At 61.2% G+C, this 25,808-nt stretch carries 23 protein-coding genes and 2 pseudogenes; 14 read left to right on the top strand and 11 right to left on the bottom strand.

Going from position 1 to position 25,808, the window contains the following annotated elements; all coding sequences use genetic code 11:
* Window positions 1-8 precede the first annotated feature (8 nt).
* The 4 genes from ribBA to nrdR are packed head-to-tail and all read right to left on the bottom strand — an operon-like array spanning window position 9 to window position 3,436.
* Window positions 9-1,100, bottom strand: a complete 1,092-nt coding sequence (ribBA, locus tag CES87_RS10410) for a bifunctional 3,4-dihydroxy-2-butanone-4-phosphate synthase/GTP cyclohydrolase II (RefSeq protein ID WP_128606067.1) — start codon at window positions 1,098-1,100, stop codon at window positions 9-11.
* 31 nt (window positions 1,101-1,131) lie between these two features.
* Entirely contained in the window at window positions 1,132-1,794 is a 663-nt protein-coding gene (locus tag CES87_RS10415; protein ID WP_128606068.1) for a riboflavin synthase, read from the bottom strand.
* Between the two features lie 47 nt (window positions 1,795-1,841).
* Complete coding sequence (gene ribD, locus CES87_RS10420; RefSeq protein ID WP_128606069.1) at window positions 1,842-2,975, bottom strand: bifunctional diaminohydroxyphosphoribosylaminopyrimidine deaminase/5-amino-6-(5-phosphoribosylamino)uracil reductase RibD; 1,134 nt, start codon at window positions 2,973-2,975, stop codon at window positions 1,842-1,844.
* The gene (gene nrdR / locus CES87_RS10425; RefSeq protein ID WP_003228656.1) at window positions 2,972-3,436 is read right to left on the bottom strand and encodes a transcriptional regulator NrdR; all 465 of its coding nucleotides are present in this window, start codon (window positions 3,434-3,436) and stop codon (window positions 2,972-2,974) included. The genes ribD and nrdR overlap by 4 nt, the downstream gene beginning before the upstream one ends.
* Window positions 3,437-3,564: 128 nt before the next feature.
* Here nrdR and CES87_RS10430 point away from each other — a divergent pair, with 128 nt between their 5' ends.
* From CES87_RS10430 to trxA, 3 genes are all read left to right on the top strand, one after another.
* Window positions 3,565-4,029 (top strand): hypothetical protein, encoded by a 465-nt coding sequence (locus CES87_RS10430; protein WP_128606070.1) that lies wholly within the window; start codon window positions 3,565-3,567, stop codon window positions 4,027-4,029.
* Window positions 4,026-4,679 carry a methyltransferase gene (locus CES87_RS10435; RefSeq protein ID WP_128606071.1) on the top strand — a complete coding sequence of 218 codons (654 nt, stop codon included), beginning with the start codon at window positions 4,026-4,028 and terminating at the stop codon, window positions 4,677-4,679. The genes CES87_RS10430 and CES87_RS10435 overlap by 4 nt, the downstream gene beginning before the upstream one ends.
* A 174-nt stretch (window positions 4,680-4,853) precedes the next feature.
* A complete protein-coding gene (trxA, locus tag CES87_RS10440) occupies window positions 4,854-5,726 on the top strand; it encodes a thioredoxin (protein ID WP_128606072.1) in 873 nt (290 codons plus the stop codon).
* A gap of 107 nt (window positions 5,727-5,833) precedes the next feature.
* Here the strand turns inward: trxA and CES87_RS10445 are convergent, their stop codons facing one another.
* Entirely contained in the window at window positions 5,834-6,172 is a 339-nt protein-coding gene (locus CES87_RS10445; protein ID WP_128606073.1) for a hypothetical protein, read from the bottom strand.
* A 136-nt stretch (window positions 6,173-6,308) separates the two neighbouring features.
* On the opposite strand from CES87_RS10445, the gene CES87_RS10450 reads away from it, so the two are divergent.
* From CES87_RS10450 to CES87_RS10470, 5 genes are all read left to right on the top strand, one after another.
* The gene (locus CES87_RS10450; protein ID WP_128606074.1) at window positions 6,309-6,890 is read left to right on the top strand and encodes a DUF2796 domain-containing protein; all 582 of its coding nucleotides are present in this window, start codon (window positions 6,309-6,311) and stop codon (window positions 6,888-6,890) included.
* A gap of 162 nt (window positions 6,891-7,052) precedes the next feature.
* Window positions 7,053-7,763 carry an ABC transporter ATP-binding protein gene (locus CES87_RS10455; protein WP_128606075.1) on the top strand — a complete coding sequence of 237 codons (711 nt, stop codon included), beginning with the start codon at window positions 7,053-7,055 and terminating at the stop codon, window positions 7,761-7,763.
* Window position 7,764: 1 nt separating this feature from the next.
* Entirely contained in the window at window positions 7,765-9,030 is a 1,266-nt protein-coding gene (locus tag CES87_RS10460) for an ABC transporter permease (protein ID WP_128606076.1), read from the top strand.
* A gap of 11 nt (window positions 9,031-9,041) precedes the next feature.
* A complete protein-coding gene (locus CES87_RS10465; RefSeq protein WP_128606077.1) occupies window positions 9,042-9,560 on the top strand; it encodes a DUF3299 domain-containing protein in 519 nt (172 codons plus the stop codon).
* Window positions 9,561-9,796: 236 nt separating this feature from the next.
* Window positions 9,797-10,495, top strand: a complete 699-nt coding sequence (locus CES87_RS10470; protein WP_128606078.1) for an OmpW family protein — start codon at window positions 9,797-9,799, stop codon at window positions 10,493-10,495.
* A 136-nt stretch (window positions 10,496-10,631) separates the two neighbouring features.
* Here the strand turns inward: CES87_RS10470 and CES87_RS10475 are convergent, their stop codons facing one another.
* Both CES87_RS10475 and CES87_RS10480 read right to left on the bottom strand, forming a co-directional pair.
* On the bottom strand, window positions 10,632-11,561 hold the full coding sequence (locus CES87_RS10475) for an NAD-dependent epimerase/dehydratase family protein (RefSeq protein ID WP_128606079.1): 930 nt from the start codon (window positions 11,559-11,561) through the stop codon (window positions 10,632-10,634).
* Window positions 11,554-12,438 (bottom strand): sugar nucleotide-binding protein, encoded by an 885-nt coding sequence (locus CES87_RS10480; RefSeq protein ID WP_128606080.1) that lies wholly within the window; start codon window positions 12,436-12,438, stop codon window positions 11,554-11,556. The genes CES87_RS10475 and CES87_RS10480 overlap by 8 nt, the downstream gene beginning before the upstream one ends.
* A 301-nt stretch (window positions 12,439-12,739) precedes the next feature.
* On the opposite strand from CES87_RS10480, the gene CES87_RS10485 reads away from it, so the two are divergent.
* The 5 genes from CES87_RS10485 to CES87_RS10505 all read left to right on the top strand — a co-directional run bounded on the left by CES87_RS10485 (window position 12,740) and on the right by CES87_RS10505 (window position 21,228).
* Window positions 12,740-17,065 (top strand): DEAD/DEAH box helicase, encoded by a 4,326-nt coding sequence (locus tag CES87_RS10485; RefSeq protein ID WP_128606081.1) that lies wholly within the window; start codon window positions 12,740-12,742, stop codon window positions 17,063-17,065.
* Between the two features lie 180 nt (window positions 17,066-17,245).
* On the top strand, window positions 17,246-18,172 hold the full coding sequence (locus CES87_RS10490; protein ID WP_128606082.1) for a DUF72 domain-containing protein: 927 nt from the start codon (window positions 17,246-17,248) through the stop codon (window positions 18,170-18,172).
* Window positions 18,169-18,966 (top strand): endonuclease/exonuclease/phosphatase family protein, encoded by a 798-nt coding sequence (locus CES87_RS10495; RefSeq protein ID WP_128606083.1) that lies wholly within the window; start codon window positions 18,169-18,171, stop codon window positions 18,964-18,966. Before CES87_RS10490 ends, CES87_RS10495 begins: the two co-directional genes overlap by 4 nt.
* A complete protein-coding gene (gene clsB, locus CES87_RS10500) occupies window positions 18,963-20,255 on the top strand; it encodes a cardiolipin synthase ClsB (protein ID WP_128606084.1) in 1,293 nt (430 codons plus the stop codon). Before CES87_RS10495 ends, clsB begins: the two co-directional genes overlap by 4 nt.
* Window positions 20,242-21,228 carry a YbhN family protein gene (locus CES87_RS10505; RefSeq protein WP_128606085.1) on the top strand — a complete coding sequence of 329 codons (987 nt, stop codon included), beginning with the start codon at window positions 20,242-20,244 and terminating at the stop codon, window positions 21,226-21,228. Before clsB ends, CES87_RS10505 begins: the two co-directional genes overlap by 14 nt.
* Window positions 21,229-21,364: 136 nt before the next feature.
* On the opposite strand, the gene CES87_RS10510 is transcribed toward CES87_RS10505, so the two are convergent.
* The 3 genes and pseudogenes from CES87_RS10510 to CES87_RS10520 form a co-directional block, all read right to left on the bottom strand.
* Complete coding sequence (locus CES87_RS10510) at window positions 21,365-22,123, bottom strand: S9 family peptidase (protein WP_128606086.1); 759 nt, start codon at window positions 22,121-22,123, stop codon at window positions 21,365-21,367.
* Complete coding sequence (locus CES87_RS10515) at window positions 22,113-23,222, bottom strand: DUF3182 family protein (RefSeq protein WP_128606087.1); 1,110 nt, start codon at window positions 23,220-23,222, stop codon at window positions 22,113-22,115. The genes CES87_RS10510 and CES87_RS10515 overlap by 11 nt, the downstream gene beginning before the upstream one ends.
* 295 nt (window positions 23,223-23,517) lie before the next feature.
* Window positions 23,518-24,509 (bottom strand): annotated as a pseudogene (locus CES87_RS10520) (GlxA family transcriptional regulator).
* Between the two features lie 102 nt (window positions 24,510-24,611).
* On the opposite strand from CES87_RS10520, the gene CES87_RS10525 reads away from it, so the two are divergent.
* Complete coding sequence (locus CES87_RS10525; RefSeq protein WP_128606088.1) at window positions 24,612-25,163, top strand: cysteine hydrolase family protein; 552 nt, start codon at window positions 24,612-24,614, stop codon at window positions 25,161-25,163.
* Window positions 25,164-25,282: 119 nt separating this feature from the next.
* Here CES87_RS10525 and CES87_RS10530 read toward each other — a convergent pair.
* Window positions 25,283-25,803 (bottom strand): annotated as a pseudogene (locus CES87_RS10530) (single-stranded DNA-binding protein).
* Window positions 25,804-25,808 lie beyond the last annotated feature (5 nt).

Genomic DNA, 25,808 nt, shown 5'->3' on the forward strand with positions numbered 1-25,808 from the left:
ACCGGTCATTATTCGGAGGGCACGTATTCTACAACTTCCAGATCGAAACCGGATATCGCATTAAATTTCATCGGCGCCGACATCAGGCGCATTTTGCGCACGCCCAGGTCACGCAGGATCTGCGAACCGGCACCGACAATGCTGTAGGTGGTCGGTTTTTTCACGGCCGCGTGATCGGCGGTTTCGCGGATATGCGCAAGCAACACATCGCCATCGAGCGGGTGACCCAGCAACAGCACCACGCCGCTGCCGGCTTCCGCCACCGCAGCCATGGCGGCGCGCAGGCTCCAGCGGCCCGGTTGCTTGACCATCAGCAGGTCGCGCAACGGGTCCATGTTGTGCACGCGAACCAGGGTTGGCTCTTCGGCGCACACGTTGCCCAGGGTCAGGGCCATGTGCACGTCGCCTTCCACGGAATCACGATAGGTCACCAGGTTGAATTGGCCCAGTTCGCTGTCCAGAGGCTGCTCGGCAATCCGCTGAACGGTACGTTCGTGGATCATCCGGTAGTGAATCAGGTCGGCGATGGTGCCGATTTTGATGTTGTGTTCGGCTGCGAAAGCTTCCAGTTCGGCGCGACGGGACATGGTGCCGTCGTCATTCATCACTTCGCAGATCACGCCGCTTGGCTCGAAACCGGCCATGCGCGCCAGGTCACAGGCAGCTTCGGTATGGCCAGCACGGGCCAGGGTGCCGCCGGCCTGGGCCATCAGCGGGAAAATGTGGCCCGGGCTGACGATGTCTTCAGCCTTGGCATCACGGGCAGCAGCCGCTTGCACGGTGCGCGCACGGTCGGCCGCAGAAATGCCGGTGGTCACACCGGTGGCCGCTTCGATGGACACGGTGAATTTGGTGCCGAAACCGGAACCGTTGCGGGGTGCCATCAGCGGCAGCTTGAGCAGCTCGCAGCGCTCGCGGCTCATCGGCATGCAGATCAGGCCACGGGCGTGCTTGGCCATGAAGTTGATGTGCTCGGGCTTGCAGCACTCGGCGGCCATGATCAGGTCGCCTTCGTTCTCGCGGTCTTCGTCATCCATGAGGATGACCATCTTGCCTTGGCGGATGTCTTCAACCAGTTCTTCGATGCTATTGAGCGCCACAAGGCACCCCCCTTCTTTCAAAAATTGAGTTTCAGGAATTGAGGTAGCCGTTCTCGGCCAGAAAGCTTTCGGTGATGTTACTGGAAGCAGGCTCGGCGGCCTTGTCGCCCAAGAGCAGGCGCTCCAGGTAACGGGCCAGCAAGTCCACTTCCAGATTCACCCGGCGACCTGGCTGATACGACGCCATGATGGTTTCGCTCAGGGTGTGCGGGATAATGGTCAGCAGGAACTCGGCGCCATCGACCGCGTTCACGGTCAGGCTGGTGCCGTCGACCGTGATCGAGCCTTTATGGGCGATGTACTTGGCCAGTTCTTTCGGCGCGCGGATGCGGAATTCCACGGCACGCGCGTTCTCTGTGCGGGCAACCACTTCGCCCACTCCATCGACATGTCCGCTGACCAGATGCCCGCCGAGGCGAGTGGTCGGGGTCAGGGCTTTTTCCAGGTTGACCGGGCTGCCGCTTTTCAGGTCGTTCATGGCCGTGCAATCGAGGGTTTCACGGCTGACGTCCGCCGCAAAGCCGTTGCCCGGCAATTCAACAGCGGTCAGGCATACGCCGTTGACCGCGATGCTGTCGCCCAGTTTGACGTCGCTCAGATCGAGCTTGCCGGTTTCTACATGGACCCGCACATCTCCGCCTTTTGGGGTCAACGCACGAATACTGCCGATGGATTCGATGATGCCGGTAAACATGGAGTCCTCCTCGAGAACAGAGCCAGCGCTGTAGCGATGGCCGAGAATTATACGCTCGCTGCTGGCGAAGGAATGGCAGTGATTCGCCAGTCATCGCCAACCGCACGAATTTCAGTAATTTTAAGCTCGGGCGCATCCTTCATTAGCATGAGTGGCCAGTCGAGCAACGGCCGCGCCGAGGAACCCAAAAACTTGCCTGCGATGAAAATCTGGAATTCGTCCACCAATCCGAGCTGGGCAAAAGCCCCCGCCAGTCGCGGGCCGGCCTCCACCAGCACTTCGTTGACCCCGCGAGCGGCGAGTTCGACCAGCAACTGGCGCAGATCGACCTGACCATCGTAGCCGGGCACGATCAGGCATTCCGGGCCGGTGGCGTATTGCTCTTCTACCGCGACGCAAGTAGCGACCAGCGCCGGGCCGGCCTTGAAGAACGGCGCATCCAGCGGCACGCGCAGGCGACCGTCGACTAGCACGCGCAACGGCGGGCGGCTCATGGCCAGGGCGGTCTGTTCGGTATCCAGGCCCAACTCATCGGCGCGCACGGTCAAACGGGCATTGTCCGCCAGCACCGTATCGGCGCCGGTCAGTACCACACTGGCCTGAGCGCGCAAACGTTGAACCGCCGAACGCGCCGCCGGACCGGTGATCCACTGGCTTTCGCCGCTCTCCATCGCCGTGCGGCCGTCCAGACTCATGGCCAGCTTGACCCGCACGAACGGCAAGCCGTGTTCCATGCGTTTGAGAAAACCCTGATTGAGCTTGCGCGCCTCGCCTTCCAGCACGCCGCTTTCGGTGATGATGCCGGCCTGTTCCAGACGTTGCAGGCCACGACCGGCGACTTCCGGGTTCGGGTCCTGCATTGCCGCAACTACCCGCGCAACGCCGGCACTCACCAAAGCGTCGGCGCAAGGCGGCGTGCGGCCGTGGTGGCTGCAAGGTTCGAGTGTCACGTAAGCCGTAGCGCCCCGGGCCAGTTCACCGGCGGCGCGCAGGGCGTGGACTTCGGCGTGGGGCTCACCGGCGCGCACGTGCCAGCCTTCGCCAACAATCTGCCCGTCACGCACGATCACACAGCCGACCCGTGGGTTGGGGTGCGTCGTGTAATGACCTTTGCGCGCCAGTTCCAGCGCGCGGGCCATGTAGTGGGCGTCGAGGATGGCAAGTTCTGCGGACGTGGTCATTCTTTCACCGGTTCACGGGCCAAGCGATCGATCTCTTCGCGGAACTCGTTGAGGTCCTGGAAGCGGCGATACACCGAAGCGAAGCGGATGTAAGCGACTTCGTCGAGCTTTTGCAGCTCGGCCATCACCAGCTCACCGACCACGAGGGACTTGACCTCGCGTTCACCGGTGGCGCGCAGTTTGTGTTTAATGTGCACCAGCGACGATTCGAGGCGCTCGACGCTCACTGGGCGCTTTTCCAGCGCACGCTGCATGCCGGCGCGGAGTTTTTCTTCGTCGAACGGCTGGCGACTGCCGTCGGTTTTGATCAGGCGCGGCAACACCAGTTCAGCGGTTTCGAACGTCGTGAAACGCTCGCCGCAGGCCAGGCATTCGCGCCGGCGGCGCACCTGTTCGCCCTCGGCGACCAGACGCGAGTCGATGACCTTGGTGTCGTTGGCACCGCAGAAGGGACAGTGCATGGTGGCAGGCAACAAAAAAAGGGAGGGCCATGGTAGCGCATCCCCGTGGCAAGACAAGCCATAGGGTTTGCGGTATACAGACGGGCATGATCTGTTGATCCATGGATTTCACGTTTCCGGAGCTGCCAATGTCGTTACGACCGCTCGTTTTGCTCAGTGTGTTCAGCCTGCTGGTGGCTTGCAGCAGCGATGCACCCAAGCCCCAGCCGCCGACGCCTGGCCCCGCGCCGGAACTGGCACAGAAGAAAGCCAGGGAATCGACCAACCTCGGTCCGCTGCCCGCGTATCAGCGTGAATTGAGCGGCACTCTGCAAGGTGTTCCGCAAGGCGCCGAAGTCGAATTGGCGCTACTGGTGATCGACGAAAAGGGCCGCCCGCAACAATTGATCGCCAGTTCGAACCTGATCGGCACCAATCAAGTGTTGCCGTTTCACCTGCGCTTCAACCCGGATGCCTTTCCGGTCGGCGTCCGCGTTGAACTGCGTGGCCGTGCCAGCCAGTCCGGCCAGTTGATTTTGCATCTGCCGTCGCAACTGATCACTCAACCCACCACCCAGGCACTGGGCCAACTGCAATTCGTCAAAGCCCCATGAGTGCACCGCTCGACCTGCAACAGGCGTTAAGTGAGCTGCTCGGTGATGCGCAGCTGGTCGCCTGCAATCTGCCGGAAACGGATCTGAAGTTATGGCTGATCGATGGCGATAACATGGACCGTGCCTTCAGCCCGGAAGAAACCCGACGCATTCTGCATGAGCCGCCCTACTGGAGTTTCTGCTGGGCCAGTGGCCTGGCGATGGCTCGTTATCTCGCCCAATTCCCTCAGTGGGTCAAAGGCAAACGGGTGCTGGATTTCGGTGCTGGCTCCGGGGTGGCGGGGATTGCCGCGGTGAAGGCTGGAGCGCTGGAAGTAGTCGCCTGCGACCTCGATCCGCTGGCGATTGCGGCCTGTCAGGCGAATGCCGAACTCAACGACGTACAGCTCAACTACTCGACGGATTTTTTCGCCGAGACTGATCGCTTTGATCTGATTCTGGTAGCGGATGTGCTCTACGACCGGGCGAACCTGCCGCTGCTCGATGAATTTCTCAGTCGCGGCCGGGAAGCGCTGGTGGCGGATTCGCGGGTGCGGGATTTCCGCCATCCGTTGTATCGGCGCATCGAAATGCTCGAAGCCATGACCTTGCCGGATCTGGCCGAGCCCGAAGAGTTTCGGCATGTGAGCCTCTACCATGCGCGGCGTTAGTTAAAAGCTTCGCGGGCAAGCCTCGCTCCTACAGGTCCACAGCGTTATTGAAAACGACGCTAAACCTGTAGGAGCGAGGCTTGCCCGCGAAGGCAATCTGTCAGACTGCCCACACTTTCGGCCACCCCCGCCAAGCCGTATAGTTGCCCCATTCACGCTTCCAAGAGATCCCCCATGAGTCAGGAAACGCCGTACATCTTCGACGCCACGACCGCCGACTTCGACCAGTCAGTGATCGAGAACTCTTTCCACAAACCGGTGCTGGTGGATTTCTGGGCCGAATGGTGTGCGCCCTGCAAAGTGCTGATGCCGATGCTGCAGACCATCGCCGAGAGCTATCAGGGCGAGTTGCTGCTGGCCAAGGTCAACTGCGACATCGAGCAAGACATCGTCGCCCGTTTCGGTATCCGCAGCCTGCCGACCGTGGTGCTGTTCAAGGATGGTCAGCCCGTCGATGGTTTTGCCGGTGCACAGCCTGAATCAGCCGTTCGCGCTCTGCTCGAACCCCATGTCCAGATGCCGCCGCCGGCAGCGGCAGACCCGTTCGAGCAGGCTCAGGTGCTGTTCGATGACAGTCGTTTCGCCGACGCCGAAGCAATCCTCAAAGCGCTGCTGGGCGAAGACAACACCAACGCCAAGGCGCTGATCCTTTACGCTCGCTGCCTCACCGAGCGCGGTGAGCTGGACGAAGCGCAGGCTGTGCTCGAGGCGGTCAAGACCGATGAGCACAAGGCGGCCATCGCCGGCGCCAAGGCGCAGATCAAGTTTCTCGGCCAGGCCAAGGACTTGCCGGATGCCGCCGACCTGAAAGCCAGGCTGGCGAAAAATCCCCAGGACGATGAAGCGGTCTATCAGCTTGCAATTCAGAAACTGGCCCGCCAGCAGTACGACGCGGCGCTGGACGGCTTGCTCAAGCTGTTCATCCGCAACCGCAGCTACAGCGAAGGCTTACCGCACAAGACCTTGCTGCAAGTGTTCGAACTGCTGGGCAACGATCATCCGCTGGTGACCACGTATCGCCGCAAGTTGTTTGCCGCGTTGTATTAATCGCAACCTTCTTGTAGGAGCGAGCTTGCTCGCGATGGTCGTGAACGAAAAGGCGGCCATCCAGAATTAACGCTGTGTCCTTGCGTTTTTCGCGAGCAAGCTCGCTCCTACAGCCAGCGATAGAGCGGGGTATCCCCGACGCTCTCCACTTTAACGTCCGGACTATGGCGCAACCGCACCAACAGGCGTTTGCCCGACGCCGCACTACCGGTCAATCCTTCCAACTGATCCAGCAGATCCGGTCCGCTCAACTGCCCGGCCTTGCGCAGCAGGTCCCTGGCGATTTGCCACAGCGCATCATCCTGGTTCAGCGGTTTGGGCGGTGCCGCGCTGACCTCGGCTTTTTCCACCTGCAACTGCGCGCCGAGACGTGCCCAGTCGGCATCATCCATCTCCAGCGTCAAATCCACCGGCCAATCGCCGATGCTTCCGCGAATTCGCAACATAGGTCTGCTCCTGCACATTTCTTACCCGCATGCTCCCATGGGACTTGTGCAACGCCAAGCAGGCAGTCAAACTCTCCGCACTTACGTTATAAGATCACATAACATTTTCTTCATTTTACTTTTCGGAGATTCGCCAATGCGTCGTCTGCTGCTCGCTTTGCCGTTTGCCTTGTTGCCGCTGGCTGTCGCCAACGCCGCGGACGAACATGATCATGAGCACGGCAGCCTCGGCGCTCATGAACATGGCGTAGGACGCCTGAACGCGGCGCTGGACGGCCAAACCCTGGAACTGGAGCTGGAAAGCCCGGCGATGAATCTTGTGGGTTTCGAACATGCCGCCAGCACCGATGCCGACAAGGCCAAGGTCGCCGCCGCCCGCGCTCAGCTTGAGCAACCTCTGGCGCTGTTCAACCTGCCAAAAGCCGCCGGTTGCGTAGTGGCAAATCAAGAACTGGAAAGCCCGCTGTTCGGCGACAAACCGGAGGCCGATGATGACGATCACGACGAAGACGCCAAGGACGAGCATCACCACGACCACAGCGAAATCCACGCTCACTACCAATTCACCTGTGCCACGCCGGGTGCCCTGAAAACCCTGGAGCTGGCGAATATTTTCAACACATTCCCGGCCACCCAGAAAATTCAGGTACAACTGATCAGCCCGAGCGGGCAGCAAGGGGTTGAAGTGACGGCCAAGGCTGCCCCACTCAAATTCTGATTTCGCCATACCCCTGTAGGAGCGAGGCTTGCCCGCGAAGAGGCCATAACATTCAACAGTGATGTCGACTGACAGATCGCCTTCGCGGGCAAGCCTCGCTCCTACAGAGGTTGTGTTGTATGTGAAATGGAGACAAGTAACCAATCCCATGAAATCGGTTAAATGACCCAAGCACTCATCGAACTGTCCGACCTGGGCTTCAGCTGGCCCGGTCACCCGCCGCTGCTGGATATCCCGGCCTTCTGCCTGGAACGTGGGGAAACCCTGTTCCTCAAAGGCCCCAGCGGCAGCGGCAAGACCACCCTGCTCGGCCTGCTCGGCGGTGTGCAGAAGCCTGATCGCGGCAGCATTCGTCTGCTCGGCCAGGAGCTGACGCAGCTGTCGGCCGGCGCCCGCGACCACTTTCGTGTCGATCACACCGGCTACATTTTCCAGCAGTTCAACTTGCTGCCGTTTCTGTCGGTGCGCGAGAACGTCGAACTGCCCTGCCACTTTTCCAAACTGCGCACCGAACGGGCTAAACAGCGCCATGGCAGCGTCGATAAAGCGGCGGCCACGTTGCTCGCTCACTTGGGGCTAAAGGATGACCACATCCTCGGTCGCCGCGCCGACTCCCTGTCCATCGGCCAGCAGCAACGGGTCGCCGCCGCGCGAGCATTGATCGGCCAACCGGAACTGGTGATCGCCGACGAACCGACCTCCGCCCTGGATTACGACGCCCGCGAGAATTTCATTCGCCTGCTGTTCGCCGAATGCCGCGAAGCCGGGTCGAGCCTGTTGTTCGTCAGCCATGACCAGAGCCTCGCGCCACTGTTCGATCGCCACCTGTCGCTGGCCGAACTCAATCGCGCCGCCACGTCTTTCGAGGTCTGAGATGTATTTGTTTCGTCTAGCCATGGCCAGTCTGGCTAACCGCCGCTTCACCGCGATTCTGACCGCGTTCGCCATCGCCCTGTCGGTCTGCCTGCTATTGGCTGTGGAGCGAGTGCGCACCGAGGCCAAGGCCAGTTTCGCCAGCACCATCAGCGGCACCGATCTGATTGTCGGCGCGCGCTCAGGCTCCGTGAACCTGCTGCTGTACTCGGTATTCCGCATCGGCAACGCCACCAACAACATTCGCTGGGACAGTTTCGAACACTTCGCCAGCAACCCGAAAGTGAAGTGGGCGATCCCGATGTCTCTCGGCGACTCCCATCGCGGTTATCGGGTGATGGGCACCACCGAGGCCTACTTCGAACACTACCAATATGGCCGTCAGCAACACCTGGAACTGGCCGATGGTCGCGCCTTCGCCACGGATCCGTTCGAAGTGGTGCTCGGTGCCGAAGTGGCGGATGCGCTGCACTACAAGCTCGGCGACAAACTGGTGCTGGCCCATGGCGTCGCGGCGATCAGCCTGGTCAAACATGACGACAAGCCGTTCACCGTGGTCGGCATTCTCAAACGCACCGGCACCCCCGTAGACCGCACGTTGCACATCAGCCTCGGCGGCATGGAAGCGATTCACATCGACTGGCACAACGGCGTGCCGGCCCGGGGCGAGGGGCGAATCAGTGCCGATCAGGCACGCAACATGGACCTGACCCCGCAAGCGATCACCGCATTCATGCTCGGCCTCAACAACAAGATTTCGACCTTTGCCTTGCAGCGCGAAATCAACGAATTCCGCGGTGAACCGATGCTGGCGATCCTGCCCGGCGTGGCGCTGCAAGAGTTGTGGAGCCTGATGGGCACCGCGGAAAAAGCCTTGTTCGTGGTGTCGCTGTTTGTGGTGCTGACCGGGCTGATCGGCATGCTCACGGCAATTCTCACCAGCCTCAACGAACGGCGCCGCGAGATGGCAATTCTGCGTTCGGTCGGCGCGCGACCGTGGCACATCGCGACGTTGCTGGTGCTGGAAGCGTTCGCCCTGGCGCTGGCGGGCGTGGTCGCAGGCATAGCGCTGCTTTATGTGTGCATCGCCGCCGCTCAAGGTTACGTGCAAGCCAATTACGGCCTGTTTCTGCCGCTGGCGTGGCCCAGCGAATATGAATGGACGCTGCTTGCTGGCATCCTGATCGCCGCGCTGCTGATGGGTTGCGTGCCGGCCTGGCGCGCTTATCGCCAATCCTTGGCCGATGGTCTGTCGATCCGTTTATGAGGACCTTGAAAATGCCCCGCGCTGTTTTTGCACTGTTGATGCTGGTCGCCCTGCCGCTGTGGGCGGCCGAGCCGAAAGAGCTGACCTGGTCGGAAATGATCCCGCCGGACGCCCCGGCAGAAGTGCCGAACATGACGCCACTGCACGACCTGTCGAAGATGAGCGATGCACTGTCCGCCGAATCTGCGCCAGCGGCCAAGCAGGACATGCCCAACGCGCCGGTGGTCAAAGCCCTCGACGGCCAGAACATTCGCTTGCCGGGTTACATCGTACCGCTGGAAGTGAATGAAGACGGTCGCACCACGGACTTTCTGTTGGTGCCGTATTTCGGGGCCTGCATCCACGTGCCGCCACCGCCATCGAACCAGATCGTACACGTCAAAAGCGAAGTGGGCGTGAAGCTCGACGAGTTGTATCAGCCGTACTGGATCGAGGGTGCGATGCAGGTCAAAGCGTCCACCAGCGAGTTGGCTGACGCCGGGTATCAGATGGAGGCGGACAAGATTTACATGTATGAATTGCCGGAGTGAATCCGCAAATTAGTCGTCGATTTCAAGATTGCCTTCGCGGGCAAGCCCGCTCCCACAGGTTCAGTGTGATCCATGTGGGAGCGGCGGTGCGACGATTCGACTTGCCCGCGAAGGGGCCATCGAGAACACCCACAAACTCAGGCCCATCACAGTTTCCTTGAGCTGAGTCAAAAGACCAAATCGTTAGGCGCCTTACCATTGGACATCAAAGATTTTTAACGTCCTTTGGAGCCCCCATGAACAAGTCCCTGCTCGGCGCATCGCTGTTTGCCCTCGCGCTCGCAGCACCTTTCGCCCACGCCCATGAACAAGGCGACATCCTCTTGCGTGCCGGCGCGATCACCGTCAACCCGAATACCGACAGCTCCAGCGTCAAGGTCGATCAGGGCCCATTGAGCGGTGCCGATCTGGGCGGCGAGGCAACCCTGAGCAGCGACACACAACTGGGCCTGAACTTCGCCTACATGATCACCAACCACCTGGGTATCGAACTGCTGGCTGCCACGCCGTTCGAGCATGACGTCAAACTCAAGGGCACAGCCCTGAGCGCGGCCAACGGCAAACTCGGCAGCTTTAAACAATTGCCGCCCACCTTGAGCCTGGTGTACTACCCACTGGACACCAAGTCTGCATTCCAGCCCTATGTCGGTGCCGGTGTAAATTACACCTGGATGTACGACGAACACCTGAGCAACGAAGCCCGCGCCAATGGTTTCAGCAACTTCAACACCAAAAACTCCTGGGGCGTGGCCTGGCAGGTGGGTGCTGACTACATGCTGACCGACCACATTCTGCTCAACGCCCAGATGCGCTACATCGAAATCGATACGCGCGCGACTGTGGAAAACAACGCCGTCGCACCCGGTACCCGCGCACGGGTGAACGTGGATGCAGATCCGTTCGTCTACATGGTGGGTCTGGGTTACAAGTTTTAAGAATGTTCACGTGGTGGTGAACCTGGCCACAATCTGTAGGAGCCGGCTTGCTGGCGAAAGCGTTCTGTCAGCGTACAAATATGTTGGTTTATACGCCGCTTTCGCCAGCAAGCCGGCTCCTACAGGTCGCCTTATCTCAACGCCCCAGCAACCGAGCCAATCCTTCACTCATTGGGGTCTGCGGCGGCCGGGTAAAACGTTCGAGCAAACGCCGGTTATCCGCCCGTGAATGACGGATGTCACCGGAGCGCGCCGGGCCGTAGCTCACCGGTGGCAGTTTACCGACCACCGTTTCAAGGGCTGCCAGCATTTGCTTGAGGGTCGTCGCCTGGTTCCAGCCGACGTTGACCGCGCCGACTTCAACCTGTGGTTTGCCGATGGCTTCCACCAGCAGGTTGACCAGATCTTCGACATAGACAAAATCGCGCGTTTGCTCACCGTCGCCAAACACGGTGATGGGCAAGCCTTTCTGCGCGCGTTCGCTGAAAATGCTGATCACCCCCGAGTACGGCGAGGACGGATCCTGGCGCGGGCCGAAGATGTTGAAGAAGCGAAAAATCACCGGTTCCAGAGCGTGCTGGCGACGGTAGAAATCGAAGTAGTGCTCACTGGCCAATTTGTCCGATGCGTAGGGCGTCAACGGTGCCTTGGGCGTGTCTTCATCGATCGACTCGCCTTCGCCATTGTTGCCATACACCGCCGCACTGGAGGCAAACAACACGCGCTTGACGCCTGCCTGGCGCATGGCTTCGCAGACATTCAACGAGCCGATGAAATTGCTCTGATGCGTCTTCACCGGATCGTCCACAGAGGCCTGTACCGAGGCTACCGCCGCCAGGTGGGCCACGGCGCTGCAACCGGCCATCGCCCGTGCCACCAGCGCGGCATCGGCGACGTCGCCAATGATTAGTTCGACCTTCGGGTTATCCAGCGGCAAGTTGCTGCGCTTGCCGGTGGACAGGTCATCGAGAATCCGTACCGATTGCCCCTTGGCGAGCAAGGCATCGGTCAGGTGTGAGCCAATAAAACCGGCGCCGCCGGTGATTAAAACAGGGCCGTCAGCCATGGCGGTAGAACCTATCCAGTAGGCCCGGAAGCGCCGCGCGCCAGGCACGCGGCTTGATCCCGAACGTGTGCAGAATTTTCTTGCAGGCCAGCACCGCGTGTTGCGGTTCTTCGGCGGCGTCCGGCCGCGCGGCGTGAGCCTGGGCGGTCGGTGCTTCGATGGCCAGGGGATGCAGGGCACGCGCTTCGGTGAGGATCGCCTGGCCAAGCGCCAGCGGCGTGGTCGCCTCGTGCCCGGCGTAGTGGTAGGTGCCCCACAGCGGCGCCGCGCAGTCGAGTTGCTTGAGTACCGAAATAATCACCCGGGCCGCGTCGTCCACCGGTGTCGGATTGCCACGACGGTCATCGGCCATCAACAGCTCTTCAGGGCTTTCGGCCCGACCGAGAAAACGCCCGAGGGTGCCGTCGGGGCTGTCATCGAGCAGCCAGCCGAAACGCAACAACACGTGCTGCGGGCAGGTGGCGCGCACGCTCTGCTCGATCCGCCACAAGGCCTGACCGCGCAGGCCCAACGGCACGGGTTCGTCTTTTTCGCTGTAGGCAGTGGCGCGAGAGCCGTCGAACACGCGATAGCTCGAAGGCTGCAACAGAACGATGTTGTGATGCTGGCACAGCTCGGCCAGGCGCTCGACCGCCCGCTCCTGCCCGGCCAGACGCTGCTCGCTGACCGCCTCGGCCTGGAACCAGTCGAAGTAGTAGGCAAGGTTGATCAACGCATCCGGACGGGTGTCGTCGAGCAGTTGCGTCAGGCTCGCGGCGTCCCAGCCGTCTTGCGGTGGGCGGGGGGCGAGGAAACCGATGTCTTCCTCCGCACCGAGGCGAATCAGCGCCTGCCCAAGGGCATTTCCGCCGCCCAGTAACATAAGGCGCATTCGCATAGAGTCAGCAGGCCCAGTCTGATTGGAACAATGGTTTTATCGACAGCGCTTGTGGGCGATGTCGTCGATAGATGCCGGAATCGTTGCATTTTGCGGGTTTAGTGCGCAACCGTCATCCGTAAAGTGTAGATGCCCCGCTTTTGTGGTGCCTGTACAGGCCCCTTCGCGGGCAAGCCTCGCTCCTACAAGAACACCGCGTCTCTCTGTAGGAGCGAGGCTTGCCCGCGAAAGGGCCCTCAGACTCGACGAAGATCTTGAGTGGTACTTGCATCTTCCCGCCCCCACCCGCATAAATCACAACATGAACCTGCCCATCCCCGCAGACAGTGCCCTGAGCGGCTTCCACCCTGCCGTCAGCGCCTGGTTCAGCAACACCTTCGCGACGGTCACCGCCGCCCAGGCCCGGGCGTGGCCGCTTATCCGCCAGCGCCGCTCGACCCTGATTGCTGCGCCTACCGGGTCGGGCAAGACACTCACTGCGTTCCTCGCGGTCATTGACGACCTGGTGCACCGAGGCCTGGCCCACCCCGAAGATCTGCCCGAGGGCCTGCCGGACGAAACCCTGGTGGTCTACGTGTCGCCGCTCAAGGCGCTGTCCAACGACATCCGGATCAACCTGCAAACGCCACTGGCCGGCATCACCGATCAACTTCGCATGATGGGCCTGCCCGAACTGCAGATCACCACGGCCGTGCGCACCGGCGATACCCCGCAAAAGGACCGCTCGGCGATGCGCAAGAACGCGCCGCATATTCTGGTCACCACCCCGGAATCCCTCTATGTGTTGCTCGGCTCCGATTCCGGTCGGCAGATGCTCAAAACCACGCGCACGGTCATCGTCGACGAAATCCACGCCATCGCCGCCAGCAAACGCGGCAGCCACCTGGCCCTGAGCCTCGAACGCCTGCAGGCGCTGTGCGTCGAACCGCTGGTGCGCATCGGCTTGTCGGCCACGCAAAAACCCATCGAAGCGGTATCGCGCTTTCTGGTCGGTCGCGATCGTGATTGCGAAATCATCGATATCGGCCACGCCCGCCCACGGGATCTGGACATCGAAGTCCCGCCCGTGCCGTTGTCGGCGGTGATGGCCAATGATGTCTGGGAACTGGTCTACGACCGTCTCGCCGCTCTCGCCCGCGAACACCGGACCACGCTGATTTTCGTCAACACCCGACGCCTCGCCGAACGCCTGAGCCGTCACCTGAGCGAACGCCTGGGCAAGGACGCCGTGGCCGCTCACCACGGGAGTCTGGCCAAGGAGTTTCGCCTGGATGCCGAGCAACGGCTCAAGCGCGGCGAACTACAAGTGCTGATCGCCACGGCGTCGCTGGAACTGGGCATCGACATCGGCGATGTCGACCTGGTGTGCCAGATCGCCTCGCCGCGCTCGATTGCCGGTTTTCTGCAAAGGGTCGGCCGCTCCGGGCACCAGGTCGGTGGCACGCCCAAGGGCCGCTTGTTCGCCACCACCCGCGACGACCTGATCGAATGCGCCGCATTGCTCGATTGCGTGCGCCGGGGCGAACTGGACACGTTGCAGATCCCGTTGGCGCCGCTGGACGTACTGGCCCAACAGATCATCGCCGAGGTCAGTTGCCAGGAATGGCCGGAAGACGCATTGCTGGAACTGTTCCGCCAGGCCTCGCCTTACGCCGCACTCGACGAAAAACACTATCAGGCGCTGCTGCAAATGCTCGCCGAGGGCTACAACGGGCGTCAGGGCATCCGCAGTGCCTACCTGCACCGCGATGCCGTGAGCCGCAGTCTACGCGGTCGCCGAGGCGCCAAACTGACGGCCGTGACCAGTGGCGGGACCATTCCGGACAACGCCGACTACAGCGTGTTGCTGGAACCTCAAGGGCTGAATATTGGCAGCGTCAACGAAGACTTCGCCGTGGAAAGCATCGCCGGCGACGTGTTCCAGTTGGGCAATACTTCGTACCGGATCCTGCGGGTCGAAACCGGCAAGGTCCGGGTCGAGGACGCCCAAGGGCAGCCGCCGACCATTCCGTTCTGGCTCGGTGAAGCGCCGGGGCGCAGTGCGGAACTGTCTTTCGCCGTCGCTCGCTTGCAAGCACAACTGGATCTACTGCTGGGCGCCACGCCGGGCAATCTGCAACCGGCTCTCGACTGGCTGACCGAGACCCTCGGCCTCAATTTCGCCAGCGCCGAGCAACTGGTCGAATACCTGGCCCGCGCACGCCAGACCCTCGGCGCCTTGCCGTCCCAGGACACGCTGCTGATGGAGCGGTTTTTCGATGAGTCCGGCGGCACCCAACTGATCATCCATACGCCGTTCGGCAGCCGCATCAACCGTGCTTGGGGCCTTGCCCTGCGCAAGCGGTTTTGCCGCACCTTTAACTTCGAATTGCAGGCCGCCGCCAGTGAAGACGCCATCGTGCTGTCGCTGTCCGCCAGCCACAGTTTTGAGCTGGATGACGTCTGGCGCTACCTGCACAGCAACAGCGCCGAGCACATCCTGATTCAAGCCGTGCTCGATGCGCCGCTGTTCGGTGTGCGCTGGCGCTGGAATGCCGGGGTGGCCCTGGCATTGCCGCGCTACAGCGGTGGGCGCAAGGTCGCGCCGCAGATCCAGCGGATGAAAAGCGAGGACCTGATCGCCAGCGTGTTTCCCGACCAGATCGCCTGTGTGGAAAACCTCGTCGGCGAACGGGAAATTCCCGACCATCCACTGGTGGAGCAAACCCTCGACGACTGCCTGCACGACGCCATGGACAGCGAAGGCTGGCTGGCGCTGTTGCGGCGCATGGAGCGTGGCGACGTCCGCCTGATCAGCCGAGATTTGCCCGCCCCCTCGCCGTTGGCGGCAGAAATTCTCAGCGCTCGGCCCTACACCTTTCTCGACGATGCACCGCTGGAAGAGCGCCGCACCCAGGCGGTACTCAACCGCCGCTGGAGCGACCCGCAATCCACCGATGACCTCGGTGCGCTGGACTTTGATGCCATCGCCGCCGTGGCTGAAGAGGCATGGCCCGCGCCCAACGGTATCGATGAAATGCACGAGGCACTGATGAGTCTGGCGTGTATTACCGACGCCGAAGCGCAGGCCCATCCGAACTGGCTCGACTGGTTGAACAACCTGGCCGACAGCGGCCGCGCCTGCCGCATCAACCAATCGCAGTGGCTGGCTCGGGAACGGCTGACCTGCCTTCGGGCGATTTATCCACAGGGCGTTTTGAGCCCGATGCTGGAAGCCTTGCCGGGGTTTGATGAAGTCTGGGATGCGGACGACGCTGTACTTGAAGTGTTGCGTGCCCGACTCAGCGCGTTTGGTCCATTGCCGCTGAAGGCGATTGCCGAACCGCTCAAATTGCCGCCGGCACAGGTCACCCAGGCACTGGCACAACTGGAACGTAAAGGCTACGTGCTGCGCGGCCGTTTCACGCCGGGATGCGCCGAAGAAGAATGGTGCGAGCGGCATTTGCTGGCACGGATTCACCGCTACACCGTCAAGCGTCTGCGGCGGGAAATCGAGCCGGTGGCGTTGCAGGATTTCATGCGTTTTCTGTTCGACTGGCAGCATCTGTCCAGCGCCACCCAAGGTCAGGGCAGCGCGGTGTTGCCGGTGATCATCGCTCAGTTCGAGGGCTATCCCGCCGCCGCGTCAGCCTGGGACAGCGAGATTCTGCGGGCACGCATCCAGGACTATTCGCCGATTTGGCTGGATGACCTGTGCCGCAGCGGCAAACTGGTTTGGAGCCGGCTCACCGCGCGCAACAAAAGCGCCGGCACGGCCCTGCGCAGCACGCCAATCGTGTTGTTGCCACGCAATCGGGTCGGGCTCTGGAGCGACTTGACCGAGCAGACGCCGGTCAGCGAACTGTCGCCCAAAACCCAAAAAGTTTACGAAGCACTGCGCCAGCACGGAGCGCTGTTTTTCGATGAGCTGGTGCATGAAGCGCATCTGTTGCGCACAGAACTGGAGATCGCCCTGCAGGAATTAGTGGGTGCCGGGCTGGTGAACGCCGACAGTTTCGCCGGACTGCGCGCGCTGATCACCCCGGCCAGCAAACGGCAGAATCGCAGCCGCCGACGCGGGCGCGGAGCGTTTATCGGCGGCATGGATGATGCCGGACGCTGGGCCTTGCTTCGACGCGGGCCGCCAGCGCCGGTGGTGGAAAACCCGCGCCCGGCGCCCACGCCTGCCGACACCCTGGAACACATCGCCATGACCTTGCTGCGCCGCTATGGCGTGGTGTTCTGGCGCTTGCTGGAGCGTGAGGCCGACTGGCTGCCAAGTTGGCGCGAACTGCTGCGCACCTTCCATCGATTGGAGGCGCGGGGCGAGATTCGCGGTGGACGCTTTGTCAGTGGCCTGGCAGGCGAGCAATTCGCGCTGCCCGAGGCGATTCCATTGCTGCGCGAAGTGCGGCGCCGGCCCCATGACGGCAGCTTGATTGCGGTATGCGGAGTTGATCCGATGAATCTTGCAGGCACGTTGCTGCCCGGCGCAAAGGTACCGGCGCTGGCGAGTAATCGGCTGGTGTATCGCGATGGACTTCCGGCCGCTGCCGAGATTGCCGGCAAGCAACAATTTTGGGTGGAGCTGGATCAGGAGGCAGCTGTAGAAGTGCGCAAAAAACTGACTCAGCACAATCGCCTGTAGGAGCGAGGCTTGCCCGCGAGGGGAGCTCCGTGGTGTATCAGTGAGTAGGCGTCATCGTTCTTCGCGGGCAAGCCTCGCTCCTACAAAAAAGCGTTGTTCAACAAACCGTCCGTACCGCCGTCGAAACTTTCATCGCCATCTCACAGTCAGCAAAAGATGGGCACGCGAGCGGGAGGCGACATGGCGGCAATTCACATTGGTATTTCAGGTTGGCGCTACTTACCCTGGCGCGGGGATTTCTACCCTAAGGGGTTGCCCCAGAAATGCGAGTTGCAATTCGCGTCACGGGCGGTCAACAGCATCGAAATCAATGGATCGTTTTACGCCCTGCAACGGCCCGACCGCTATGCACGCTGGTACATCGAGACCCCGGAACACTTTGTGTTCAGCGTCAAAGCCCCGCGCTTCATTACCCACATCAAACGTCTGCGCGACATCCACAAACCCATGGCGAATTTCTTTGCCTCCGGGGTTCTGGAACTCAAGGAAAAACTCGGCCCGATCCTCTGGCAGTTCCCGCCCAACTTCAAATTCGATGCCGAACTGTTCGAGACCTTTCTTGAACAATTGCCACACGACACTGAACAGGCTGCCGCCCTCGCCCGTCAGCACGACTCTCACGTTAACGGCCACGCCAGCCTGAAGGCATACAAGAAAAAAACCTTGCGCCATGCCGTGGAAATCCGCCACGACAGCTTCATCGACCCGGCCTTTGTCCGCCTGCTCAAACGCTACAACACGGCGCTGGTTATCGCCGACACCGCCGGTAAATGGCCCTATCGCGAAGACATCACCAGCGACTTCGTCTACCTGCGCCTGCACGGCGCGGAAGAACTTTACGCCAGCGGTTACACGCCGCAGGCACTGCAACGCTGGGGTGATCGGATCGAGGCCTGGCATCACGGACGGCAACCGAGTGATCCACTGCTGATCGCCCCCCGGCAGAAACCCAGAGCGCGCAAATCCCGCGAAGTGTTTTGCTATTTCGATAACGACATCAAGGTCCGCGCGCCTTTCGATGCGCGCCGTCTGCTGGAGCGTTTCGAACTCGACCAAAACCTGGTCACCACCCCCGGTGAGCCCGTTGCCGAAGGTGCGCTGGCATGAGCATTCGCGAACCGGTCGGCGTTACCGACGAGCAGGCCGCCATCGACACAATGGTGCACCGTTTCACGGTGCTGACGGTCAACACACACAAGGGTTTCACCGCGCTGAACCGGCGTTTCATCCTGCCGGAACTGCGTGAAGCCGTGCGCAGCATCTGCGCCGATGTGGTGTTTTTACAGGAAGTCCACGGCACCCACGAACAGCATCCAAAGCGCTACAACAACTGGCCGGCGATCCCGCAATACGAATTCCTCGCCGACACCCTGTGGCCGCAGTTCGCCTACGGACGCAACGCGGTCTATCCGGCGGGCGACCACGGCAACGCGCTGCTGTCGAAATTCCAGATCGTGCGGCACGACAACCTCGACGTGTCCATCAGCGGACACGAGAACCGCGGCATCTTGCATTGCGTATTACGCCTGCCCGGCGAAGGTCCGCAGGTGCATGCGATTTGCGTCCATCTGGGCCTGCGCGAAACCCACCGCAATGAACAACTCAGCCTGCTCGCCCGTCGCCTGGAGGAGCTGCCAAACGACGCGCCAGTGATCGTCGCCGGGGACTTCAACGACTGGCGCCAGCGCGCCGATGCCCTGCTCAAGCCCTGCGGGCTGCGCGAAGTGTTCGCCGAGCATCACGGCAAGCCGGCGCGTAGTTTTCCCGCCCGGTTGCCGGCGCTGCGTCTTGACCGCATCTACGTGCGCAACCTCAAGGCCAGTCGCCCACAAGTGCTGACGACCCGGCCCTGGTCACACCTTTCGGACCACGTGCCGCTGTCGGTGGAGATCGAACTATGAGCACCCCGCCGATGGAAAAAGCCACCGTGGAACAGATTGCCGCGTCGCCGACGAGCGAACCCGCAGCGGTCGACGTCGAGTACCGCTGGCAAGGGAGCAACCGCGTCGAACTGCTGGAAAACGGCGAGGCATATTTCCCCCGGGTGTTCGAAGCCATGCGCCAGGCCAAAACCGAGATCCTGCTGGAAACCTTCATTGTGTTCGAGGACAAGGTCGGCGAAGAGCTCAAAACCGTACTCATCGCCGCGGCGCGACGCGGTGTGCGCGTCACCGCCAGTTTTGATGGATTCGGTTGCGGCGAACTGAGCACCGATTATCTCTGCGCCCTCAGCGGTGCCGGTGTGCATTTGCAAATTTTCGACCCGGCGCCGAAGCGCCTGGGCATCCGCACCAACTGGTTCCGCCGTCTGCACCGCAAGATTGTGGTGGTGGACGGGACCGTCGCCTTCATCGGCGGGATCAATTTTTCTGCCGACCATTTGGCCGATTTCGGGCCCGAGGCCAAGCAGGATTACTCGGTTGAAGTGCAAGGGCCGGCGGTGGCCGACATTCATCACTTTGCCCTGTTGCAATGCGGTCGCCCGGCGCGGGCCAAATATTGGTGGCAACGGCGTCGGCAGCGTCGGTCGCAAATGGCCTTCAATGACCACGACGGTCAGGTGCGCCTGGTGTACCGCGACAATGCCGAGCATTCGACCGACATCGAAGAGGTTTACCGGCAGGTGCTGCGCACTGCGCAACGGCGCATAGTCATCGCCAACGCCTACTTCTTTCCGGGCTACCGACTGCTGCGCGAGATCCGCAACGCCGCCCGTCGCGGGGTTGATGTGCGTCTGATTCTGCAAGGTCAGCCTGACATGCTGGTGGCCAAACTCGCCGCGCGCATGACCTACGACTACCTGCTCAAATCCGGAGTAAAGATCTACGAATATTGCGATCGCCCGCTGCACGGCAAGGTCGCGCTGGTGGACGAAGATTGGAGCACCGTGGGCTCCAGCAATCTCGACCCGTTGAGCCTGTCGATGAACCTTGAGGCCAACGTATTGATTCGTGATCGCAGCTTCAATCGGCGCCTGTTCGAGCGCCTCGAAGACCTCAGCGACAACCATTGCAAAGTCATGTCGGTCGACAATGCTCCACGCGGGCGAATCTGGCACATGACCGTGGGTTTTCTAGTGTTCCACTTCCTGCGACATTGCCCGGCCTGGGGCGGTTGGTTGCCGGCGCATAAACCACGCCTGAAAGCATTCACCTCATCGGCCGGGAGCGATCAGGATGAGCCGCACTGAAGCACGCGCGACGTCCCACGCCGAGCACCCGGCCACATCCCGCCTGAACCGCTGGAAAAGACCGCTGACGATGCTGTTTTTTCTGGCGATGATTGTGCTGTTGAGCATGTTCGCGCAGCGCATTGAATGGGGCGAAGTGTTCGACACTCTGGCCGATTTCAAAGTGCGCACACTGTTTATCGCCTGCGGGCTGACCCTGATAAGTTTTCTGGTCTACGCCTGTTTCGACCTGATCGGCCGTACTTACATCCGCCAGGATCTGACGTGGAAACAGATCCTGCCGGTGGGGATCATCAGCTACGCCTTCAACCTCAACCTGAGCGCCTGGGTCGGCGGCATTGCCATGCGTTACCGGCTGTATTCGCGGCTCGGTGTGAGCAAAGGCAACATCGCGAAAATCCTCGGTCTTAGCCTTGCCACCAACTGGTTCGGCTACATGGTGATCGCCGGCGCGGTGTTCAGCAGCGGGCTGGTACGGATGCCGCCAGGCTGGAAACTGAGCAGCGACGCGCTGCAGGGTGTGGGCGTGTTGCTGTTGCTGGTGAGCGCGGGGTATCTCGCGGCCTGCCGATTTTCCAAGCGACGCGAGTGGGCAATTCGCGGCGTGGAAATCAACTTGCCGTCCTTGCGCATGGCGATCCTGCAACTGGCGCTCGGGGCGCTGAACTGGTCGTTGATGGCGGCGGTGATCTTCACCCTGCTGCCGAGTAAACTCGACTACCCATTGGTGCTTGGCGTGCTGCTGATCAGCGCCATCGCCGGGGTCATCACTCACATACCAGCGGGGATCGGCGTGCTTGAAGCGGTGTTCGTGGCGCTGCTGCAACATGAGGTGTCACGGGGGAGTCTGGTGGCGGGATTGCTGGCTTATCGGGCGATCTATTTCCTGTTGCCGCTGTTGATTACGCTGGTGATGTATCTGCTGGTGGAGGCCAAGGCCAAGTCGCTGCGGATCTCGAAAAAACCCAAGTGATTTGTGGTGTCTTTGAGAATGCCATCGCGGGCAAGCCCGCTCCCACAGGATTTCTGGTGTTAACAGATATTGCGTTCACCACTGATCACTGTGGGAGCGGGCTTGCTCGCGAAGACGTCCGCGAGAACATCACAAATCACTTGGACTGAATAATGCTCAACCGCTCACCCACCACCATCTCCGTGATCCAGTCCACCAGGATCGAGGTGTACGCCTGCTGTGAAACGGGATCGCTCAGCGCATGATCAGCACCGTCAATAATGCGGTGCGTCAGCGAGTGGGTCTGCTGACATGCCGCGCGGTAACTCATGATGGTCGCGTGGGGCACGTATTCATCGGTTTCTGACTGCACCAGCAGCACATCCCCGGTAAATTGCGAGCAGGCATGCAGCGCCCGGTTGCTGTCAGCGCGCACCAGTGTGCTGCGGTAATCGCGCAAGTCGAGTTTGTCCAGATCACGCTTGGGGGTGTGCCATTGATCGTCGCGATACAGCGCCGGCACTCGCAGCGCCAGCCAGCGCACCGGGCGCAGCGACGTGAGGATCGAGGCCAGGTAACCGCCGTAGCTGGTGCCGACGACGGCGATCGCCGAAGTATCGAGCGCCGGGTGAGAAAGCAAGCGGTCATAGGCCGCCAGCAGATCGCGCAGGTTATCTTCGCGAGTTACCCGGGTCAGCGAAATACCGGTGCCGCCCGTGTGACCGCGCAGGTCGAAGGTCAGGCACACGCAACCCAGCCCGGCGATGCCTTTGGCCCGCTCCAGGTCCCGCTCCTGACTGCCGCCCCAGCCGTGCACGAACAACACGCCGGGGACTTTCGATTTAGGACTGAGAAACGTCCCGCTCATCTGTTCATCGTCGATGTCGATTTGAATGCTTTCGCTTCTAGTCGTCATAGGATTTGACCGTTACGTACTTGAGTAGGAAGTCACTGTTTTCCGCCGGCCCGCGATACACCTCAATGGCGTCCGCCGGCAGCGGCTGATCGATGTAGGTTTCAACCGAAGACACGCGAATCGCGCGCATCTGCGGGTCGTTGACGAAGCTCTGCAAGGCAGCCACTTCGGCACTGCTGGCCCCCCCCATGCGCCACGATTGTTCAAGCACGCCGCTGCATTGTTTGCCATCGCTGGCCAACCCCTGGGCGATGTCGTAGTTGCGCCGCGATGCATAGAACCCGGGATAGGCTTCATCCGCAGCGCTGTCGAACACCTGCGCCTGCGTGATCGCCAGCCGCACGTCGTCCGGCAAGTCCAGCGCCAACAGATCATCGTAGCCACCCTGCACCACCAGCAGGTTGGAGCCGCCATAGACTTCTTCGCCCTGGGCGTCTTTGGTCAAGTATTGATCACCGCAATAACTCAGCACCCTGTCGCCGATGAAACTCTGACCGACGCTGTGGGTGATCACCTGATCCAGGTCCTGTTCCAGCACAACACCTTCAGTAAACACGGTCTTGGCCTCGGGTCGGGCGAGGATTTCGTCGAACTGGTCGAGGCTTTTGATCACTTCCTGACCGCGACCGGCACAGGCGTGAATCGGCTTGAGACGGATCGGCCCCTTGTAGAGCAGATGCTCCGCCGCTGGCCGCGCATCATCGAGGGAAAACACGCTCAGGCCGTCAAGCACGACACTGCGCACCCGTTCGGAAAAAAGCGGTGCCCAGCCTAGCGGCGCATGGGCATGTCGGTTCAGCAACCCGTGACTAATGGCTTTGGTGCAGATGAAGTCATGCTCGACGTAACCGCCCCACAAATCCTCAGGCCCCTTGACCCCCAGTTGCCGGGCGGCTGCAGCGCCTACCAGCGTTTGGGTAGGAAGCAGATAAAGATCTCGACCGCGATGCTGCTCCGGGTCGTAACGGCCGCCAAACTTGAATCCGAGGATCTGCGCCAGCCACTTGGCCAGCGCGCAATTGGTTTCGACTTCATGCAACGGCGCTTCGGGGCGCACCGAATGGGCGACCACCAGTTTCTTGCGGTTTGTTGGGGTCATGCATCCCCTTCAATGACGCTAGATGAATGTGGTTGAAGGGGTGCAGGGATTAGGCCAAGCGAGTCTGACCAGCAATTGTATTCAAATCAGCTTGTTGTACGAATGGTGATGGCATGAAGCCTCCTTGATTCTGCACGAGGCCTCTCAAAACTCCGGCATTTTGCACGACTCAAAGCTTTGCACAGATCTAATGTGGAGCGGGCTTGCTCGCGAATGCGGTGTATCACTCAGCATTAATGTGACTGAAAGATTGCATTCGCGAGCCCGCTCCCACATTTGGTCTCTGTTGATGCTCCTATCGCGCCACTGCTGCCGGCGTCACCCCAAACCTGGTCCGGTAATCACTCGGCGCCAGCCCGGTGATTTTCTTGAATGTCGAGCGAAACGCCCCTGGGTCCTGATAGCCCACGGTCCAGGCAATGTGATCGATGGTGCCGTTGGTGAACTCGAGCATTTCCCGGGCCTTGCCGACACGTAGGTGCTGGCAATACTCCGTGGGTTTGAGCCCGGTCGCCGCACGGAAGCGGCGCAGGAACGTGCGTTCCTCCAAGCCCGCCCGATCGGCCATTGCTGTCAGCGAAACATCGGTGGCCCCGGTGCTTTGCAGCCAGTGCTGCACCTTGAGAATCGATGCATCGCCATGGCTGAGGATCGGCGCGAAGTTGCTGCCGCACTCGCTGGCGCTGTCGCTGTGCTCCACCACCAGAAAACGCGCGGTGCCGGCGGCGATGCTCGGTCCCAGCAGGCGATTCACCAGGCGCAAACCCAGTTCAGACCAGGCCATCAGTCCGGCGGTGGTAATCAGGTCGCCATCATCGACGATGGGCGTATCGGCCTTGAGCTTGATCGCCGGATAACGTTCGGCGAAAGTTCTGGCCGAAGTCCAGTGGGTGGTAGCGCTGCGGCCGTCGAGCAGTCCGCTTTCGGCCAATAGAAGCGAACCCACGCAGACTCCGCCGAGGGTCGCGCCGCTGGCGTGTTGTTGGCGAAGCCAGTGAAGCAGCGCTTGGGTTGCCTGGCCTTCGGAAAACCCGGCAAGCGATGGCGGAATCAGAACTGCCACCAATGCACCGTTCGTAGCGGGATGGCTGTCGTAGACCCGAACGGGCGGCTGTTCGCCATCGACCTGCCAATGACTCACGCGCAATAACGGCAAATGCGCAGCCTGATGTTCGGCGGCAATCCGGTTGGCCACCCGAACAGGTCAGTCAAACCATGCACCGCCGCCATCTGCGCGCCGGGATAGATCAACACGCCCAGTTCAGCGATTGCCCTTTGTGCATCCATTGTCAGTTTTCCCCCTTCTATTGTCGGTGCGGCCAATCCCCGGACGGCCCGCCAGAACCAATACTTCATTCCACACCCAAACCGCACTTCGAGGAAACAGTCATGGCCAAGAAAGCACTCATCGTAGTTGATATCCAAAACGACTACTTCCCCCAAGGCAAGTGGCCGCTGGTCGGCGCCGATGCCGCCGCGGACAACGCAGTCCGCCTGCTCAGGGCCTTCCGCGAGGCCGGTGATTCAGTAGTGCACATCCGTCACGAGTTCACTTCCGACGCAGCACCTTTCTTCACCCCCGGCTCCGAAGGTGCGAAGCAGCACCCCAAAGTCGTCAACCTGAGCAACGAGCCGGTGGTGCTCAAGCACTTCGTCAACTCGTTCCGCGAAACCGAACTGCAATCGATCCTCGACGAGCAAGGCATCAAGGAGCTGGTGGTCGTCGGCAGCATGAGTCACATGTGCGTCGATGGTATTTCCCGCGCCGCCAACGACCTTGGCTACAGCGTCACAGTGATCCACGACGCCTGTGCCTCCCGTGACCTGGAGTTCAACGGCCTGACCGTTCCGGCGGCCCACGTGCATGCGGCGTTCATGTCGGCATTGGGTTTTGCCTACGCCAACGTGGTATCCACTGACGAGTTTCTCGCGGTCAACTGACAACGAGCAGGATGCGGATAATTGGCGTTTGCCAAGAGCTGATCGAAACCCGGAAACGCAAAAGGCCCGCAACGATCAATCGTTACGGGCCTTTTTATGCCGTTCGGGAAAGCAGATGCTTAGAACGGAATATCGTCATCAAAGCTGTCGAAGTCCGGAGCCGGCTGCGGAGCGGCCTGCTGTGGAGCCGGGCGCGACTGTTGCGGTGCCGACTGCTGTGGACGCGGAGCCTGCTGACGTGGAGCCGGGGCGGACTGCTGGTAGTTGTTGCCCCGCCTTGCTGGTCGCCCTGCTGTGGACGGCCGCCCAGCAGTTGCATGGTGCCTTGCATGTCGACCACGATTTCGGTGGTGTAACGCTTGATGCCGTCTTTTTCCCACTCGCGGGTCTGCAGCTTGCCTTCGATGTAGACCTGCGAACCTTTACGCAGGTATTCGCCGGCGATTTCGGCAACTTTGCCAAACATCGACACACGGTGCCATTCAGTCTTTTCGACTTTCTGACCGGTTTGCTTGTCGGTCCACTGTTCACTGGTCGCCAGACTCAGGTTGGTCACGGCGTTGCCGTTGGGCAGGTAGCGAACTTCAGGATCCTGGCCACAAGTGCCGACCAATATGACTTTGTTAACCCCACGGGCCATTACGT

The organism is Pseudomonas sp. ERMR1:02 (genome assembly GCF_002277815.1).
GTDB lineage: Bacteria > Pseudomonadota > Gammaproteobacteria > Pseudomonadales > Pseudomonadaceae > Aquipseudomonas.

Coding starts and splice junctions, on each gene's coding strand:
- CES87_RS10415 (WP_128606068.1), bottom strand. CDS start 1,794: ATGTTTACCGGCATCATCGAATCCATCGGCAGTATTCGTGCGTTGACC.
- ribD (WP_128606069.1), bottom strand. CDS start 2,975: ATGACCACGTCCGCAGAACTTGCCATCCTCGACGCCCACTACATGGCC.
- nrdR (WP_003228656.1), bottom strand. CDS start 3,436: ATGCACTGTCCCTTCTGCGGTGCCAACGACACCAAGGTCATCGACTCG.
- CES87_RS10430 (WP_128606070.1), top strand. CDS start 3,565: ATGTCGTTACGACCGCTCGTTTTGCTCAGTGTGTTCAGCCTGCTGGTG.
- CES87_RS10435 (WP_128606071.1), top strand. CDS start 4,026: ATGAGTGCACCGCTCGACCTGCAACAGGCGTTAAGTGAGCTGCTCGGT.
- trxA (WP_128606072.1), top strand. CDS start 4,854: ATGAGTCAGGAAACGCCGTACATCTTCGACGCCACGACCGCCGACTTC.
- CES87_RS10445 (WP_128606073.1), bottom strand. CDS start 6,172: ATGTTGCGAATTCGCGGAAGCATCGGCGATTGGCCGGTGGATTTGACG.
- CES87_RS10450 (WP_128606074.1), top strand. CDS start 6,309: ATGCGTCGTCTGCTGCTCGCTTTGCCGTTTGCCTTGTTGCCGCTGGCT.
- CES87_RS10455 (WP_128606075.1), top strand. CDS start 7,053: ATGACCCAAGCACTCATCGAACTGTCCGACCTGGGCTTCAGCTGGCCC.
- CES87_RS10460 (WP_128606076.1), top strand. CDS start 7,765: ATGTATTTGTTTCGTCTAGCCATGGCCAGTCTGGCTAACCGCCGCTTC.
- CES87_RS10465 (WP_128606077.1), top strand. CDS start 9,042: ATGCCCCGCGCTGTTTTTGCACTGTTGATGCTGGTCGCCCTGCCGCTG.
- CES87_RS10470 (WP_128606078.1), top strand. CDS start 9,797: ATGAACAAGTCCCTGCTCGGCGCATCGCTGTTTGCCCTCGCGCTCGCA.
- CES87_RS10475 (WP_128606079.1), bottom strand. CDS start 11,561: ATGGCTGACGGCCCTGTTTTAATCACCGGCGGCGCCGGTTTTATTGGC.
- CES87_RS10480 (WP_128606080.1), bottom strand. CDS start 12,438: ATGCGAATGCGCCTTATGTTACTGGGCGGCGGAAATGCCCTTGGGCAG.
- CES87_RS10485 (WP_128606081.1), top strand. CDS start 12,740: ATGAACCTGCCCATCCCCGCAGACAGTGCCCTGAGCGGCTTCCACCCT.
- CES87_RS10490 (WP_128606082.1), top strand. CDS start 17,246: ATGGCGGCAATTCACATTGGTATTTCAGGTTGGCGCTACTTACCCTGG.
- CES87_RS10495 (WP_128606083.1), top strand. CDS start 18,169: ATGAGCATTCGCGAACCGGTCGGCGTTACCGACGAGCAGGCCGCCATC.
- clsB (WP_128606084.1), top strand. CDS start 18,963: ATGAGCACCCCGCCGATGGAAAAAGCCACCGTGGAACAGATTGCCGCG.
- CES87_RS10505 (WP_128606085.1), top strand. CDS start 20,242: ATGAGCCGCACTGAAGCACGCGCGACGTCCCACGCCGAGCACCCGGCC.
- CES87_RS10510 (WP_128606086.1), bottom strand. CDS start 22,123: ATGACGACTAGAAGCGAAAGCATTCAAATCGACATCGACGATGAACAG.
- CES87_RS10515 (WP_128606087.1), bottom strand. CDS start 23,222: ATGACCCCAACAAACCGCAAGAAACTGGTGGTCGCCCATTCGGTGCGC.
- CES87_RS10525 (WP_128606088.1), top strand. CDS start 24,612: ATGGCCAAGAAAGCACTCATCGTAGTTGATATCCAAAACGACTACTTC.